Below are 17,394 nucleotides of genomic sequence, written 5' to 3' on the forward strand. Positions count from 1 at the left end.
AAGCTAAAAATAACTATAATAGCCATATTATATTATAGTCCCCTATTAGATATTAGATACCTGGGATGTTAACCTACACTTTATTGATCAACTCAGTCATTCGTTCAGAAATTCTTTCTTTCATATCAGCTTCTACGTTCCCTACGTTAAATAGCTCAGAGTACCACAACCCATCAATGGCCAATCTTATGATTATAGCTGTAACTTCATCTAATCCATCCTGGCGCATTTCTTCGTATATTTTCTCAAGATTATCTTTAAACGACGAAAGCATTATCGGATCAGTGAATAATGCTGCTTTATATGCAGAAATAACTTGGTTAGATGAATTAGTATCAAGTATTGTGGATTCAAGATAAGCACGATGCCATTTTCCACGGGGAACTGGATCGTCCTCGACTTTCTCTTTTATACTTTGTATAAAAGCATCTGTATATTCATCGATCATTGCTTTAATAAGTGCATCTTTGTTAGGAAAATGATGAAGAAGACCGCCCTTACTAACACCAGCCTGACTGGCTACAGCTTCTAGCGTTAACTTATCCATTCCATTATGATCTACAATGAATGAGGCAGCTGCCAATAAATCTTTACGCTTTGAATTACTTCTCATTATAAAACTCCTTCCTTATGGGACAGAACTTATTATACCCTAACTCATTAACTAGAAGGAGAAGCTTCTTTTCCTGTTTTCTTGGCTGTATTCAGTAAAACTACACCACCTATAATTAGAATCAGACCTACACCAGTGAATAACCCAAAATGTTCGTCCCAAATGATTATACCTATTACGGCGGTTAGTGCTGTCCCAACTCCAGACCATATAGCATAGGCGAGGCTTAATGGAAGTGTACGTAAACTTTTTGAAAGCCACACAAATGACCCACCCATCGCAACTATAAAAGCTATAGTTGGCAGGAGAATAGTGAAGCCAGAGCTTAATTTCAACATAGTAGTAGCAAATATTTCAAATATGATTGCTAATGCTAAAAACATAAATCCTTGTTTCAAGAAGAGCACCCCCTAATATTAATTTGTTGCAAGTTTCATAAAAACTACTCCTGCAACAACCAAAATGAGACCAAATGTCTTTGGAGTACTCAATTTTTCTTTGTATATGAGCACACCCACTAAAGCTGTAAGTACTATACCGACTCCAGACCAAATAGCATAAGCTGTTCCTAATGGAAGAGTTTTAAGAACTATCGAAAGCAAGAAGAAAGCTATTCCCATCCCCGCTATCGTACCAATGGTTGGTAGAATCTTTTTAAAACCATCAGATATTTTCATCATTGAACTTCCAAATACCTCAGAAAGAATTGCAAATGCAAGAATTAAATACGTCACTTTCCGACCTCCTAATCAATAACTTTGTCTAGTATTACTTGTTAATAAAATAAATATACTGTGTTTAAAAAAGAATCTCCTTCTCCTTAACTATACCGTACAGACGGTTTTTTTGTAAAAGGATTTTTAAAGTTTCTTGCACGTGATCGAATGGAGCAGACCGATTTATGATCGAAACGTCATTTGAACTGTTTCCTGCTGCTCTTCTATCATCACCGTCATTTCTATAAATTACAGTCATATTTCCTAGCTCGTAACTAGTGGTAGATTTTATATTGTTAGGCAAGAGCTTCGTTTTGAATGCATGGTTGATGAAATCAGAGATATCAGACATAGATATGCTGCTTAAAGTTAAACTAAGTTGCCCGTTAGCAAAAAACTAATCGGTAATAGGAACATCTTTATGTCCATTCGGCAATCAGTACAAGGTTCAGGGCACGAATTTGTACCGATAAAGTAAAAAAGCCGCTAAAATAGCGACTTCATTGAGAATATGTTCTGTTCTTGTCCCTCGACATTTATTGAGTATCACATGGGTTTGATCCTAACATCTGTTCACATATCGCAGGCATCGAGTTCTCTTTCACAAAAAATAGGCTTCGATCGCAGCATTTCCAAAATGAGCTTCTCGAATGTGTGTGAGCTAATGGGAATGACACATTTTTTTGCCCTACTTGCAGGAAGTTGAAAACTACTCCGTTATGGTAGATATATCCATTACTAACTTTTCAAGTTTATCAGCATCATCCATCGTTAGCAAATCTAACTGGGCATCTGCAAATTTATACAGGTTAGGAAGTATATATTCCACTAAAGCTTTACCCTTATCAGTTAGTTGTACAAATATCACTCTGCGATCGGAAATACACGGAGTCCGAATCAGAAGCTTTTTTTTCTCCAATTTGTCTAGAACGTACGTCAAAGCACCACTAGTCAAAGAAACACTCTGTGAAATTTGTTGAACCGCTTGTTTTTCTTCATGTTCAAGCGATACTAACACAGAAAGTTCCGTAAAATTGAGATCTGCTTTCTTTAATTCGTTCCGAAAATGGTCTTGAATAATTTTTGCCATTTGGATGAAATGAAGACATGCTTGATATCGGAAATTATTCATCGTAGCATCACTCCATTTTTATATATCTTAATTTTAAGACTATTAAATTGAATATTACTTTTTGTATGAACTTTTGTCAATCTTCGGATCATGTTTTTGATTATAAGATCCATACACAATGGACTGTATACGGTCCATGTACTTTCTGTGGAATCATACAAAAATGCTCAGAAAATTGCTATAAACCCAGCATTAATGCTTCAACAAAGGGTGCGTATCGATTTCATGTAAGCAAAGCAAATTTTTCGGTATACTCACTAGCAACGATCGTCCCATATTGAATGAAAGGGGTCATCGACTCCCTTGGTTTCGAACGAGGTAATAATGATTCTATCGAGTTGCTTCTAGCCTGATAGGCAACTTTGTGTCAATCCCCCAGTCTGGTGGGTAACTTTATGTCATTCAACACCTCGACATTTTATTTTCCTCAGCAGCAACTAAGTTCCAGTACCAAAATTTCCATTCTGAATACCTGGCCACCTCTATTGTTAAAGCACCGGTTTAGCTCATATGGTAAAAGCGACCATAAATAAAAAGTGCCCTGGGCAATCACCCGGGACACTCTTATTTATAAGTTGATTTCCAATTATTTCGAAGACCACAGCTCCATACGCTGAGCATATTTCTCGTTGATAATCTCTTCCACTTTCTCATCACCGGCTTTTTTCATATCTTCCAGCATCTTGTCGAACACGGAATTAGCTTCGGCCTCACTTGGGGCAATAATGGCTCTCGTAATACTCTGATCCATAATATCCTTCACTTTCTGTGCAGTCAGAGCTTGAGGTGTTCCCCCATCCGGATTCAGGTTGTCATACTGCGCTGTATCCCATACGGAATCGCCAAGACTCTTAATGGCCAGTTCATCCACTTCACTGCGCTGGAATTTAACCGCCATGTCATACGGCTGTCCGTTCGGGTCCAGACCATTTTTGATAAACCATAACCATTTGCGAACGCCGCTTTTCTTCACCGTATCATCCCAATTATCCTTGAAGCTTTGAAGGAATTCAGGTTTCGGTTGTCGCTTGCCATCCACCATGGTGTACTGTTCGCCTTCCTTGCCCCACAGCAGCAAATGCTGTCCTTCATCACTCGCCAGATAATTAAACAGCTTTATCGTTTCTTCCGGGTGTTTGTTGTTTTTGGTAATCGCGATCGCGTCCCACCCAAGCGAACTTCTTGGGCCAAACGTTGTTTGAGCTGGATCTACACCTGGAGCAACAACTTTGTAAGCAAAGAGTTGATTCTTTTCCCCGCCATCCTTCTTCAAGGCCGCATTGCCGTTCCCCGGGTCCCAGTATGCACCTGGGGTAGCAAATACCGCACCAGTCGTCAGCTTTTGAATCCAGGTCTGTGTTTTGCTAATCGCAAATTCCTTTTCAATCAGACCTTCTCTATATAAGCGATTCATGTATAACAGCATCTCGCGATATTTGGGGTCCTTGACATCATATTGCAGACGTCCGTTGTTGTCATAATACGTCTTTAAGCCCCACATGCCTTTGAATGTTCCGAGATTCGCGCCCATGTTCTCACCGTTCATCGTCATCGGAATGGACTCTTTGCCATCAATCGTGCTGTATTTCTCTTTAAAGTTTTTCAGGAGTGCTTCGAATTCGTCTGTTGTGAGGGGCTGTGAACCATCTGCTTTGTCCGGAAGAAACTCTTCCAACAGGCTCTGTCTCATCAGCATACCGAAGACCGGATCACTGTCGAGTCCATACCAGTTGGCCAGATAGTAGTTCTTGCCGTCGGTATTACGTGTTTTGGTCAAGGTATCTCCGTACATTTCTTTCAGATCAGAACCAAATTTCTCAATTAACTCATCCAGTGGAATGAATGCCCCACTTGAAATGTATTTGTCGAGGGAAGCATCTCCCCGGCTCATGACTACCACATCCGGATAGTCCCCACTGGCGAGCATCAGGCTCAGTTTTTCCGTTGGATTACCTGTTGGCTGTTGGATTGAGATCTCTATGCCCGTCTTTTTGGTAATTTCCTGGGCAACTGCATCGGTAAATGGTTCTCCTTTCGTATTGCCATCAAACCAGGTCAGCGTAATCGGGCCTTGTTCCCCATCTTTACCTGCTGTTTTGTTCTCCCCATCGTTAGAGGAGCAGCCCGCTAACAAACCAACGACTAATGCAGCAGTCATACCCATAGTAATCCATTTTTTTGTCTTCTTTATCATCGACACCCTAATTCCTCCCAATGAATAAATTCCTAAAGTGCATGATCGAGCAATTACAAAACAATCTTGGCCCACCCCCTCTCAGGAGAGGTCGCAGGACGAGTCCGTCCCACAACCGGATCATGGAATCGCTTAACTCTTTACCGCTCCCAAAGTCATACCTTTAACAAAGTATTTTTGCAGGAACGGATACACCATCACGATTGGTAATGTGGCTACCATCGTAGCAGCCATTCGAATGGTATCGCTGGAAACGGCATTTCGTTTGGCCGAGTTGGCCAGCATTTGCGTTTGCGAAATCATGCCACCGGTCTGAAACTGATTTAATATTTTCACGAGCACGGCTTGCAGGGTCTTTAGATCCGAACTATAGGTGAACGCATAGGAATCAAACCAGGCATTCCAATGCCCGATCGCTTGAAAAAGTCCCACTGTTGCAAGTACAGGTGTTGTCAGCGGCATCACAATTCGGAAGAAAATGGTCAGATCGTTAGCCCCGTCTACCCTCGCCGATTCTTCAATCTCATGGGGTAGCTGTTCCATGAAAGTACGGACAATGATCATATAGAAGACATTCATCAAACTTGGCAAAATGAACACCGAAAAGGTATCGATCATATTCAGCGCCTTAAGCACCATGTAGAACGGAATCAGTCCGCCACTGAAATACATGGTAAAGATAAAGTACAGGTTCCAGCCTTTGCGACCAATTAGATTCCGCCGACTTAGCGGATACGCAAGCATCGTAATGACGAGAACCGATAGCGGTGCACCAATCAGCGTTCGTTTGACGGTTACCCACAGCCCGCTTAAAATCTCGCTATCTTTCAAAATCTGCTGATAGCTGTCCAAGGTCAGATCTCTGGGCCACAGATAAACGCCGCCTCGCACCGTATCCTCCGCGCTGTTCAATGAAAGAACGAGTATATTCCAAAACGGAAGAAATGTAACCAGTAATACGAGAATAAGAATGAAATACACAATAATTTTGAAAATACGATCCCCGAATCGGTTCAGAATCATTACAAGCGCTCCCCTCTGTCTTCTGTAGTTAGAACAACGCCTGGTCGTTCACTTTTCTGGAAATCCGGTTCACGATAAGGACAAGAATGAAGGCGACAACGGATTTGAACATTCCCACAGCAGCACCATAAGAGAACATGCTGTTTTGTAGTCCGTATTTGTAAGCATAAATATCAATAACTTCGGAGTATTCAAGCACGGTATTATTTTGCAGCAGGTATTGCTGTTCAAATCCTGCATTCAAAATGCCTCCGACCGCGAGAATAGCCAATATGACAATTGTAGGGCGCATGGATGGCAGCGTTATATGCCACATTTGCTTGAATCGGCTGGCTCCGTCCACCCTGGCCGCTTCGTAGAGCTCCGGATTAATGGAAGCGATTGCGGCAAGATACATAATGGCACTGAACCCCATCTCTTTCCACATGTTCGACAATGCGATAATCCACCAGAACAGAGGCCCGTTTTGCAAAAATGCAACGGGTTCTTTGACAATGCCCAGCAGAACCAGAATATTGTTAAGCATTCCATCCGAAGCCAGTAGCGTAATCACAATGTTGGCTGCAATAACCCATGAGATAAAATGCGGCAGATATGAAACCGTCTGTACAAAACGTTTGAAAAATCCCTGTCTCGCTTCATTCAGTACAAGCGCAAGGATGATTGGCGCAGGAAATCCGAAGAACAGTGTCAGCAAGCTTGTCGCTAGCGTATTACGCATAACCCGATAGAAATCCCCTGTAGTAAAGAAAAACTCAAACCACTGGAAACCTACAAATTCGGCATGGAAGAACTGATGTAAGAACGATCCCCCACCCGGCTGATAATTTGTAAACGCCATATATAGTCCAAACATCGGACCATAGGAAAATAGCAATGTCGCAATGAAGGCAGGAAGCATAAGCACGAATAACCATTTTTGCTCTTTTAGTCTGCTTATCAGATTATTGCTCCTGACTGTTTTGATAGCGCTTACCTTATGCATTAAGTACCCTCCCTTTTTCTATACAGCAGCATGGTCGGCCATATCTTGATTTCAACTTCTCTCCTATAATCATAAATTTGACACGGATTACTCGCCATAGTTGAATTCTCCGAAAGATACCGCTTTTTAAAGATGTTTTTGTGCAAAGAGAGGATTGGATTTCCATATTCACTCTGCTATGATGAACTGTGCAACGAATATTCAGTCAAGAGAGGGCTTCCGGATGCGCCAATTTTATAGAAGATATATGTACATGCCTTTTGTAAACCTGAGTTTTCGTTCCAAACTGTTTATGGTATTTGTTCTGGTCACGATCATTCCGATGATGCTGTTGGTTTATTTTTCCTATGAGCTCACCAAAACGAAGCTTACTGAGCAGATCTACATCAATATGACGAACTCAACGGCTCAAATCACTAAAAATCTGGAGAACAAACTGGATAGCTACGAACACATTTCCGCCTCCATTTATTTGGATAACCGCCTTGCCAATTACCTTACAAACGAGTATCAGGATGATCCATCTTATCTGGATGTCTATAATTATATTGGCAATCGAATCGACACCGTGATGGCTGCCTACCCTGATTTTGATAGCGCATTCATTTATTCGGATAATCCGTCGCTGCCCAAAGACAATTACTATATCCGGCCGATCACACCCGAAGTACAGGACACGGAACTGTTTCACAAGCTGCAGCAATCCTATGGGAACATTATTCATCTCTCCACGCCGCAGACAGAGAACGGTCCTGCCATGTTTACACTCGCCCGGCTGCTGAACAACAATAGTAATCAGTACCCCTACGGGATGCTGGTCTTTCAAATTTCCGAGTCGGTCATCTATTCTCTCATGGAAAAAGAAGCAGGTGGCAAAGATATTTTTATTATCAATGACAAGGGTATGATTCTGTCTTCAGCGGACAAACAGTTAATCAATACAAGCCTACCCGAATTGCTTCATCAGAATTTTGACGAGACGCCTTCAGGCAGATTTGATACAACATATCAAGGCGTGAAGGCTCTAGCCGTCTATAACACGCTCAAAAATGGCTGGAGAACGGTGTCCATTTTTCCGTATGACAGTATTATCAAGGATGCCAAATCCCTCTCTCAGCTCATTATCAAGATTTCTCTGGGCTTCATCGGCGTGGCGCTGCTGCTCATCTATATTACTGCTTCGCTGTTTAGCAATCGCATCAGAACGTTAATTCGGATGATTCGGCGGATTGAGCGGGGGGATTTCAACCCTACTCATGAGGAGCAAATGGGCAGTGATGAGATCGGACAGCTTCACTTTGCATTCGAACAGATGACAACCCGGTTGAAAAGTCTGGTTACAGAAGTATATCAGAAGGAACTACAGAGCAAGGAAGCCGAACTGGACCTGCTTCAAGCTCAGATCAATCCTCATTTTCTGTATAATACACTCGGTTCGATCTCTTCTCTGGCTGTGAAGCATCAGGATCCACAGATTCAGGATATGGTTCTTCATCTGGCCAAGTTTTATCGGATATCCCTGAACAAAGGAAAGAGCATCCTGACCATCAATGAGGAGCTGAAACTGACCCAGAGTTATAATGCCATTCAACTGATCCGGTTTAAGGGCAAGCTGAACATCATCTACACGATAGATCAATCGATCCTGCCCTACTCGACCGTGAAGCTTGCGCTGCAGCCTTTTGTGGAGAATGCAGTGATTCACGCTCTTTGGAATCAGGACCGGCCTCTAAATATCCATATCAAGGGTGTCATCGAGAACAATAGTATCATCTTATCGGTTATAGACGACGGAATGGGCATGCGGCGAGAGAAGCTTGAGGCTTTGTTTGAAGAGAAAGAAGGACGGGGCTATGGCATTTCAAATGTGGATCGGCGGATTAAGCTGAAATTTGGTGAATACTACGGTGTTAAAGTGTATAGCAAACTAGGTATGGGAACTACCGTACAGATCCGTCTGCCGCAAAAAGAGATCCAATAAAAAAGGAGTGCGATGCAGCCGTCTGCAAAGCACTCTTTTTAAACCGTTCTACAGCATCCTATTATACCTGCTCACGAATACGATACACCAGGCTGTCGAAATCACCGCGCTGAGGCAGCTCCACCCCGATGTTCATCAGAGCACGGCCACTGACCGTTAACCCCAGTTCTTCAATGAGATAGGTCTTGTCAGCCTGAAGGCCTGCCAAACGGAGTCTAGGCAACGGTTCACCCAGCTTCTGCGAGTGAAGAAAAGCGAACAGCACATGGTCACTTGCGGCAGCATCACTGTACTGGACAGCAGTAACCCCCTTATGGCGAAGCGAAGTCAGACGGGATTGTCTGCCGAATTGCACCAGGTGGCGAATGGCTTTGTACTGACCGATGAATTCCCCGGACTGTTCAATCCTTTCATCACTCCACTCGTTTAGATTGGAGCCGACACCAAGCGTGCCCATCATTGCACTGTGGAAACGATACTTCAGAGAGACGTTTCGACCGTTCATTCCTGTAGGTGACTCGGTTACCCAACAGGTCATCATACGTGGTGCGTACGTATACGAGAAGCCTTCCTGAATGCTCAGGCGGTCGAACGCATCCGTATTGTCACTCGGCCAAGACTGATCGGCATAACGGAAGATGCCCAGATCAATCCGCGAGCCACCTCCTGCGCAAGTCTCAAACTCGACATCCGGGAACTTGGCTCGCAGCTGTGCCCATATATCATACAAGCTCTGGACATGCCTTACCCATACTTCTTTCTGGCGGTTAATGGGGTGACCCTTCATGCCCGGCTCCGTGATCGTCCGGTTCATGTCCCATTTAATGAACTTAATCTCATGGTTGCCAAGCAGTTCGGTCATAAAATTGATAATGTATTGCTTAACCTCCGGCTTGGAAATGTTCAGCAGCAGCTGATTGCGAAGCTCCGTACGTCCCCGTGTCTCAAAATGATATACCCAGTCCGGATGTGCTCTATAGAGATCACTATCCGGGTTAACCGACTCCGGCTCCACCCATATGCCGAATTCCATCCCCAGTCCGTGAACCCGGTCAATCAGCTCAACAAGTCCGTTCGGGAACTTCTCTTTGTTCACGTTCCAGTCGCCCAACCCCGCACGGTCGGAATGCCGCTGCCCAAACCAGCCGTCATCCACAACGAATAGTTCCACACCCATTTTGGCTGCCCTTTCGGCAAGTGCCATTTGGTCTTGGGCATTAACATCGAAATAGGTAGCTTCCCAGGAGTTGTACAGCACTTTACCGATTTCACTGCGCGGCAGTATGTAATTGTATTGGTACTGATGCAAGCGATGGCTCATGCCGCCAAAGCCCTCAGGGCTGAATCCGCCGACAAAGACAGGCGTCTCAAACGTTTCGCCCGCACCCAGCAACCATTCATTGTCAAAATCATGGATGCCACCTGTTACCCGTACATGCGTGAATGGGGTCTTCTCCGCAACAATCTTCCAGTTGCCGCTCCAGGCAAGAGCACCAAACCATACTCCGCCACCTGTTTCGGTTGAAAGACCATCATCAATGGCAAACCATGGATTGGCATGACCATCAGTGAAACCTCTCCGCGATTCAAGTACCTTTTTTCCCTCTGTCAAAATGGTATTGCGCAGTTGGAATTCACCCGACCATTTCCCCGTAACATGCGTCAGGCGGTAATCCTGGAGATATGGCAAAGTCCAGGCTGCGGATTGCATGCTTTCCAGCACAATATCCTCCTGCCCCGTATTTATGATATTGGCATAACGCTCCACCAGGTCGAATTCCGGGATGACCCGATAGACCAGCTGCGTTTCAAGTGCATACACCTGATCCTTCAACGTAATAATCAGCGTCTGTCTGCCATCCTGTTCAATGACCTCGTGACGGTCATACCTAACCTGAAGATCGCGTACACCATCATGCATGCGCAGTTTCAGGGATGGCTCTGTATAAGATGCGCCTCCCCAGAAGCTGTACTCCTCCACCTCTCCTTCCACCTCCGCGTCAAAAGAGCTGTGGGATTGTAGATGGAGCAAAGGAGCGCTGTCCTCGATACTCACTGGATCTCCCCAATACAGATGCTGGAGGTGTTCTCTCTCATTAATTCCGAAAATATAGGATGAATGTTGTGTCTGTATTGCAAATATACGCAATTGTTCATGATATTGAATCGTCATGTTTACCCCTTTCAGGTTCCGTGTTTTGGTATGTGTGTTGTGAACATACATATTATTGTAGGAAGCAGCAGGCGGATTAGCCATATCGCAATCTTACAATCCCTAGGGGAAATCATCTGTCATCTCAAAATTATGAAAATAAGGCTGCGATATAATTCGCAGCCTTAAAGCTTACTTCAAAATCAGGTTATAGATGACCTGAGCCGCTTCTGCCCGGGAAGCAATCCCTTTAGGCACAAACTGTCCCTGTCTTTGGCCTTGAACCAGTCCCAATTGGGCTGCATGCTTCACCGAAGCCGTTGCCCATGAAGAAACCTGAGCCATATCTGTAAACAAGATGTCTGTAGAACCAACAGGCGGTACTTTCCCAACATTCCGCTCATAGGCTTTCATCAGCATCACCGTGATTTCCTCTCGGGTAATCTGTGCGTCCGGCTGGAAACGGGTTTCGCTTCGGCCGTTTACAATACCGGCTTGGGTCGCAATCGAGATGGGTTCCGCGTACCAGTCATCTGTCGCTACATCTGTAAAGTGTACTTCCCCTGCTACAGTCAGCCCCAGGGAATGCACGAGCATAGTGGTGAATTCAGCGCGGGTGACAGCACGACCTGGCTCAAATTGATCTACATGTGTGCCTTCAACATAGCCCTTTGCTGCCAACTCCTTGATTACAGTGCTGGCCCAATGATTGGCCGGAACATCGGTAAACGTCCGATCCAGTTCCAGAACGGCATACTTGCTGAAGTGGCTCACTTTAGTCGTTAATAAGCCATTCACGTAATCTGATTTGAGAAATTCCAATGTCCCATTTTTGTTAATATAATATATTCCTCCCTGTGAAGGGTCGAAGCCTTCAGCCGCTGCCAGGCTCAGCGTAACCGGGTGATCAAACGCAGCGAGTGTTTCGGTTGTACCTGATTTAGTTGTTGCCGAAAGGCTAAATTCAACGATTTCTCCCTTAAGGGTAACCGTTGCCCGGGAAGATGATTCTACTGCAGCAATGACCTCCTTGGCCTTGCTGCCAAGCGGGACCATTTTCAGGGAAATCGTACTATCTTCCTGCTGCCCCGCTGGTAGCTTGCTCAGTAGCTGCTGGAACAAACTCGCAGGTACTTGCAAAGTTAACTTGCCTGATTTCACTTTCAGTGTATGGTTGCCGAGTTGGCGTAAGACAGCTGATGACAGTTGCAGCTCCTGAGTACCAGCCTTGATGTCTATAACGACTTTCCCTGCCTCACTGTCCACCTTCAGCATATCGGCTGTGATGACCCGTGTTGTTGTATCGTTCTCCTGAGCCGTGCTGTTTCCGGAGTTCCCGCTAGTATTACTGTTATTACCATTGTTGCCATTGTTGCCAGGATGGCTTGGGTTTCCTGGGTTTTCTGGATTGACTGGTTTCTCGGTCAATTTAACCAATTTCGATTCAGCCGGTCCCAGCGAGATGGACCATGCACCCGTGGCAGACGAAGATTCATCTGTCCACAAGTCTTTTAACGTGTAGGTTTTGGATTCATTCAATCCGGCACGACCTAGATTAATCGTTTTGTTTGCTGAACTATTGGCGCTGTAATTAAATACGGCGAGGTAATAATCATTGCCGTCTTTCAGAACAAACGTATCTGCGGCATTTGCATTCGTATTTCCTTCAAGCGGCTTGAATACTTTGCCTTTCAGCGCCACCTGAAGAACATCCGTATTATTGTACAATGCTGTCATGTATTCCTGTGGCTTGGGATCGTTCACATCATCGGAATCCATCATCACCGTGCCGGCAATTACACCGGAATTCACCCGGCTACGCGCTTCCTCCAAGCTTGAAGCACGGCTTAATACCAAATGATCCGGATCTGTGTAAGAATAGATCGTCCCATTTTGCCAGAAACCATATGTCAATGAATTGAGCATGTACTCCGTCTCATTGATTTTGCCATAGGTGTCACAAGAGATCCGTCTGCTATGCGCATATTGACTTGGAAAGATCGGTGCAATGGACGCACTAATGAACATTTTCCCACCTAATCGCTCTTCGACATAACGCATCCCTTCATTGTAAGCCTGGATTCCTGTCGTCACGGTTGTATCATAATGCCGACCTTCCAGTGAGCCGTGGGTTAGGAAATCCAGTTTGATGAATGTGAATCCAAGTGATTTAAACTTATCCAGAAAATAATTCATGCGCATTTGACTCCCCGGATGTGTCACATCCAGTGCATATGCTCCATCCAGTGTCGGCAGAGGTTTACCCTCAGCATCCTTGAGAACAATATCACCATACGTATATTGCCCGTTGGTACCATCTACTTTTTGGCTCATATCGTTGCCCCAATACACAAATGGTCCCCAATAGATGCCTGCATGCTGACCATTGTCCTTAATGACAGATACGGCTTGGGCAAGCTCAGCATCACTTAGATTGTCCCAGTAGGAATCCATATTAATGAATACATTGCCGTTATTGTTGAACTTCTTAAGATTGTTCTTGAAATAATTGGATACATCCACTACGTTCTGATACGAAAGCCCGCTATCATAAGCTCCCCAGCTATTCCAACCTACTGGAACACCTTGTGGCAGCTCCGGATTCAACGCCAGCGGAGGAGTAATAATCGCATTGGCTTTACCGTATTCTTCAAGTCCTGTACGGTAGTCACTGAAACCACCTACCATAATCAGTGGTGAGGACAGTTCAGTACCAGTCAGGCTGCCATGTGGCTGAGTATCGCGAGTAACGTCACTCGCTGCACCACCATACACAGCAAATTCATTCAGACGATTAGCTGAGCCTTTCCAGTCAATACCGGTCTTCCAGGTGTCATGGGTTACTGAACCGATCACCAGACCGTTACGTGTCGAGTTATTGAATACTGTTGTCATCTCATAGCTGGTATCCGCCCGGTTCATGGTTTGAGATTTGTAGCGAATCCAGGCGTCGTTGTCAAAAGGCACCGTAAGTACACGATTATCCGAGCTGACGCCGATATCCACACCGCCCGTATTTTTAACCGTAATTGGTGACATGTAATTACTCTTGATCTCTGAATCACTGAAGGCATCCAGACGATTGAGGAAATACGATTTATTTTCATAGAACCGATAGACCTGCTTCAGGGTTGGTTTGCCAGTCGACGTATGAACAAAGCTCAATTCAATGCCTTTGCCGAATCCATCCTGAATTTCCAGCGCTGCTCCACCACTCGCATGACTCTCATACCCTTTGGTTTCCACAAGGCTCTCACCAAGTTTAATGCTGCTGAAAATCCCTCGCATCTTCTGCCCTTCTGCCCAGCTATAGCCGACTAATCCGGTCTGGGTATTATAAGACACTTCGTATTGTCCGTTCGATACCAGAAGACCATGGGTGTAATCAGTCACCGTGATATCCCCGTATCGTTGCGAGTTAACCGGTGTCCCCAGATCGTCATCTCCTTCACCTGGATTTTCGGGCTCTGTCTCTACAGCAGGCTCTACGATAATCCTATCCAGATCGGGAGAATAGCCATTGTTGTCTGAAAAAGTAATCGTATTCTCGCCTTCGGTTAATGGGAGTGTAAGATCGTAGGTACCTAACGTATCCCAATCCGATGTTTTGGGCAGGTCATGAAACTGCTCTTCCCCGTTATTTGCGCGGACATAGAAACTGCGCGGATCACCGGAAAAATAGGCAACCGTAACACGGTAATTACCTGTCATCGGGGCTATAATCTTATTGAACGTTAAGGAGCTCCCGCCATTCAGATATCCGACCTTTTTGCCACCTGATGCTGAGGGGCTGTCCGTTACACGTGCTTCACCAGTCAGCGTATTGTCCGAATCTTCGGCTTCATAACTAATTGTATACGGAATCACTTCAATTCGGTCCAAATCAGGGGAGTACCAGTCATGATCCGAGAACGTGATGGTATGGACACCCTTATGAAGAGATACCTCCACATCATACGTGCCAATTGTGTCCCAGCTTGCCGTTTTGGGCAGATCAATCATCTCGTCCGTGTCATTGTTCACCTGCATATAAACAGGTCGCTGATCACCGGAAATATAAGATATTCGGATCAAATATGTACCATCTGCCGGTACGTTGATATTCGTAAATTGCAGTGAACTGTTTTTGTTCAGATCGGTTACTTTCTTCCCCCCCGAACTAATGCTGCTGTCTACCACCTTGGCATTGCCTTTCAAAATGTTGTCGGCCGCTTCTGCCTCAATAATTGCACCATGCAAATTTTTCTTCCAGTCGTCTCCGCCCCCTTCTCCTGGGTGGCCACTGTCCAAACCGCGGATCACGATCTTGTCGATGTCGGGAGAATACCAGTTGTTGTCATCAATCAGGATTGTGTTGGTTCCAGCGTTCAACGGAAGGGTCACATCATATGTTCCCACCGTATCCCAGTCGACTGTCTTGGACGGTTCTTCAAATTGCTTCTCCCCGCCGTTCGCACTAATATTGAATGGCCGCGAATCACCTGAAATGTAGTAAACGGAAATTTTATAATTTCCTGTTTCACTTACAGTGACATTGTTAAATTGCAAGGAACTGCCTTGGTACATGCCTCCGACCTTTTTGCCGCCTGAAGCCGTCGGGCTATCAGAGATTTGCGCGTTGCCAAGCAAAATATTCCCCTCGGCCTCGGCTTCATAGGTATTCATATCATCGGCGTGAGCTGTTCGGGCGAACTGGCCCCCGCCAACTACCAAACAAAAAATGATAAAGAATACAAATCCTTTTTTCATCATCCGTCCCAACATAACATGCCTCCATTTTCTAATGATTGAGTTAGGTCTCCCTATGCCTATTCCTGCAGTGGTTCACAGCTATTATCTGTAATCGCTTTCATAAAGAGCTGTTAAATCCCCTCTCTCCCCCTTCCTTTCCTATATGCCTAATTGTAAAAAGGAGGAGGGGGATGTTCCATACCACAATGTTACTATTCATACAGGAAAGCCTCTTTCATTTGCCATATCATGGGGTAGTAAGAGGGAGCCTATCCAAATCATGTTCAAGGAAAACAGGAGTCTGAATATCAGCTTTACCAGACAGCCTCTATCGTCACATACTTTTCCTGTATTCGTTAGGTGTTACGCCCTGTGTCTTCAGGAATAGAGAAATAAAATAGGATGTACTCTCATAGCCCACGGTCTGCGCGATATCGTGAATCTTGAGCGAGCCGTCTGCCAGCAGTTCCCTGGCTTTATCCAATCTGATGCGTGTCAGATAATCGTGGATCGTCATCCCTGTTTTGTCCTTAAAAATGGATCTCAAATAGTTCGGTGACAAATAGACCTGATCAGACAGGCTGTTAATGGTAATCGGCTGGTTGTAATTCTGGTCGATGAGGGTACGGACCTTGTGAATCAGTTTTGCATTTTTGTCCATAAACCGCTCGCCCAGCATGCTCACCGCATCTTCCGCAGTACCGAGAATCAGATCCTCGATTTCATGCAGAGTCAGTGCATTATAGATGGAATGATACAGCTCAGCCCGCTTTGGAACGGGTTTATGAAGCTGCTCCAGCAGTTCATTCACGAGATCTATCGACCAGTCGCAGATGATTTTTTTCTTGACTCTCAGTGTTGCCAATCCCTCAATATACCCGTGCAGCTTCTGTGCCGCCCATTCAAAATCCAGTCGGTTAATGGAATCGAACCATTCCTTTTGATCAAAAGGGGGCATATGCTCTGTATAAAACTGATTCGTAACGGTGCCAGCATGAATAATTGCGCCTGTACCTTCATAGAAACGCTCATTCAAGATGGTTCGTGTCTCTTCGTACAGACAGTGAATATGGGATAACGCGGTCTCTTGTCCGCCTACAGCAGCCGTCACCGTAAAATCCAGGGCACTACGGATAGCCTCAGCCAAGTCCTCCCACGCATAATATCCCGGCTGCTGTGCCGCTTCCATAAATACACCGGTCTCTCCTTCCTTGTAATCCACAAAGATCGCTTTCAGGTTCTTCGCCTTGAAGAAATGATCGAGAAAAGACACCAGCCGCCCTGTACATTCCTCCAGACTTTGCTGTTCTCCTTCGGCCTCCTTCGGATCGATACTAAACAAGGCCATTGCATATCGGGTGGTCTCAGGTTGCCGGGTTAGACGGCTGAAACTAAAAGCGAGATCAATAGCACGATCCTCGTTTTTTTCGTAAGATAACTCCTTCAGGATATTGGCTTTGGCCGCCTCCATGGAACGGTTCTTAATTCCAACTTCGTCACAACGCTGTTTAACTTTACTGACAACGCTTTCAATTTCATTTAAATCCAAAGGTTTTAGCATATATCCCACGGCCCCTACGTTTATAGCCGATTTTACATATTGAAATTCATCGTGTCCGGTTAGAAACATCACCTGGATCGAGTCGTAGCTCTCATGTATCTTTCTCGCCAGATCAATACCGTTCATGATCGGCATCTGAACATCGGTAAGAACGATATCAGGCTGGGTGGCCTCAATCTTCTCCAAGGCCTCCCTGCCGTTACTCGCCGTTCCCATGATATAGATACCCATCTCTTCCCAACGGATATAATCCCTCATCATCTCAAGTCCCAGTTCTTCATCGTCTACCAAAAAAATACTGTACAT

General features: G+C 45.0%; 11 protein-coding genes. 1 reads left to right on the forward strand and 10 read right to left on the reverse strand.

What is annotated here, in order from left to right:
- Positions 1-73: 73 nt before the first annotated feature.
- From QF041_RS03940 to QF041_RS03970, 7 genes are all read right to left on the reverse strand, one after another.
- Positions 74-613 (reverse strand): TetR/AcrR family transcriptional regulator, encoded by a 540-nt coding sequence (locus QF041_RS03940; RefSeq protein WP_307412161.1) that lies wholly within the window; start codon positions 611-613, stop codon positions 74-76.
- 47 nt (positions 614-660) lie between these two features.
- The gene (locus QF041_RS03945; protein WP_373461262.1) at positions 661-1,011 is read right to left on the reverse strand and encodes a DMT family transporter; all 351 of its coding nucleotides are present in this window, start codon (positions 1,009-1,011) and stop codon (positions 661-663) included.
- Between the two features lie 18 nt (positions 1,012-1,029).
- Positions 1,030-1,347 (reverse strand): DMT family transporter, encoded by a 318-nt coding sequence (locus tag QF041_RS03950; protein WP_307412164.1) that lies wholly within the window; start codon positions 1,345-1,347, stop codon positions 1,030-1,032.
- Positions 1,348-2,038: 691 nt separating this feature from the next.
- The gene (locus tag QF041_RS03955; RefSeq protein WP_307412167.1) at positions 2,039-2,461 is read right to left on the reverse strand and encodes a MarR family winged helix-turn-helix transcriptional regulator; all 423 of its coding nucleotides are present in this window, start codon (positions 2,459-2,461) and stop codon (positions 2,039-2,041) included.
- A 586-nt stretch (positions 2,462-3,047) separates the two neighbouring features.
- Positions 3,048-4,655 (reverse strand): extracellular solute-binding protein, encoded by a 1,608-nt coding sequence (locus QF041_RS03960; protein WP_307412169.1) that lies wholly within the window; start codon positions 4,653-4,655, stop codon positions 3,048-3,050.
- Positions 4,656-4,787: 132 nt separating this feature from the next.
- A complete protein-coding gene (locus QF041_RS03965; protein ID WP_062322048.1) occupies positions 4,788-5,678 on the reverse strand; it encodes a carbohydrate ABC transporter permease in 891 nt (296 codons plus the stop codon).
- Positions 5,679-5,706: 28 nt separating this feature from the next.
- Complete coding sequence (locus QF041_RS03970; RefSeq protein ID WP_307412173.1) at positions 5,707-6,663, reverse strand: ABC transporter permease; 957 nt, start codon at positions 6,661-6,663, stop codon at positions 5,707-5,709.
- A 253-nt stretch (positions 6,664-6,916) separates the two neighbouring features.
- Here QF041_RS03970 and QF041_RS03975 point away from each other — a divergent pair, with 253 nt between their 5' ends.
- Entirely contained in the window at positions 6,917-8,644 is a 1,728-nt protein-coding gene (locus tag QF041_RS03975; protein WP_062322052.1) for a cache domain-containing sensor histidine kinase, read from the forward strand.
- Positions 8,645-8,705: 61 nt separating this feature from the next.
- On the opposite strand, the gene QF041_RS03980 is transcribed toward QF041_RS03975, so the two are convergent.
- The 3 genes from QF041_RS03980 to QF041_RS03990 all read right to left on the reverse strand — a co-directional run bounded on the left by QF041_RS03980 (position 8,706) and on the right by QF041_RS03990 (position 17,394).
- Positions 8,706-10,817: an alpha-galactosidase gene (locus QF041_RS03980; protein WP_307412181.1), complete on the reverse strand. Its 2,112-nt coding sequence runs from the start codon at positions 10,815-10,817 to the stop codon at positions 8,706-8,708.
- Between the two features lie 171 nt (positions 10,818-10,988).
- Complete coding sequence (locus tag QF041_RS03985) at positions 10,989-15,560, reverse strand: S-layer homology domain-containing protein (protein WP_307412185.1); 4,572 nt, start codon at positions 15,558-15,560, stop codon at positions 10,989-10,991.
- 301 nt (positions 15,561-15,861) lie between these two features.
- Entirely contained in the window at positions 15,862-17,394 is a 1,533-nt protein-coding gene (locus QF041_RS03990; RefSeq protein ID WP_307412188.1) for a response regulator, read from the reverse strand.

The sequence above is a fragment of the Paenibacillus sp. W2I17 genome (genome assembly GCF_030815985.1).
Taxonomy (GTDB): Bacteria; Bacillota; Bacilli; order Paenibacillales; family Paenibacillaceae; genus Paenibacillus.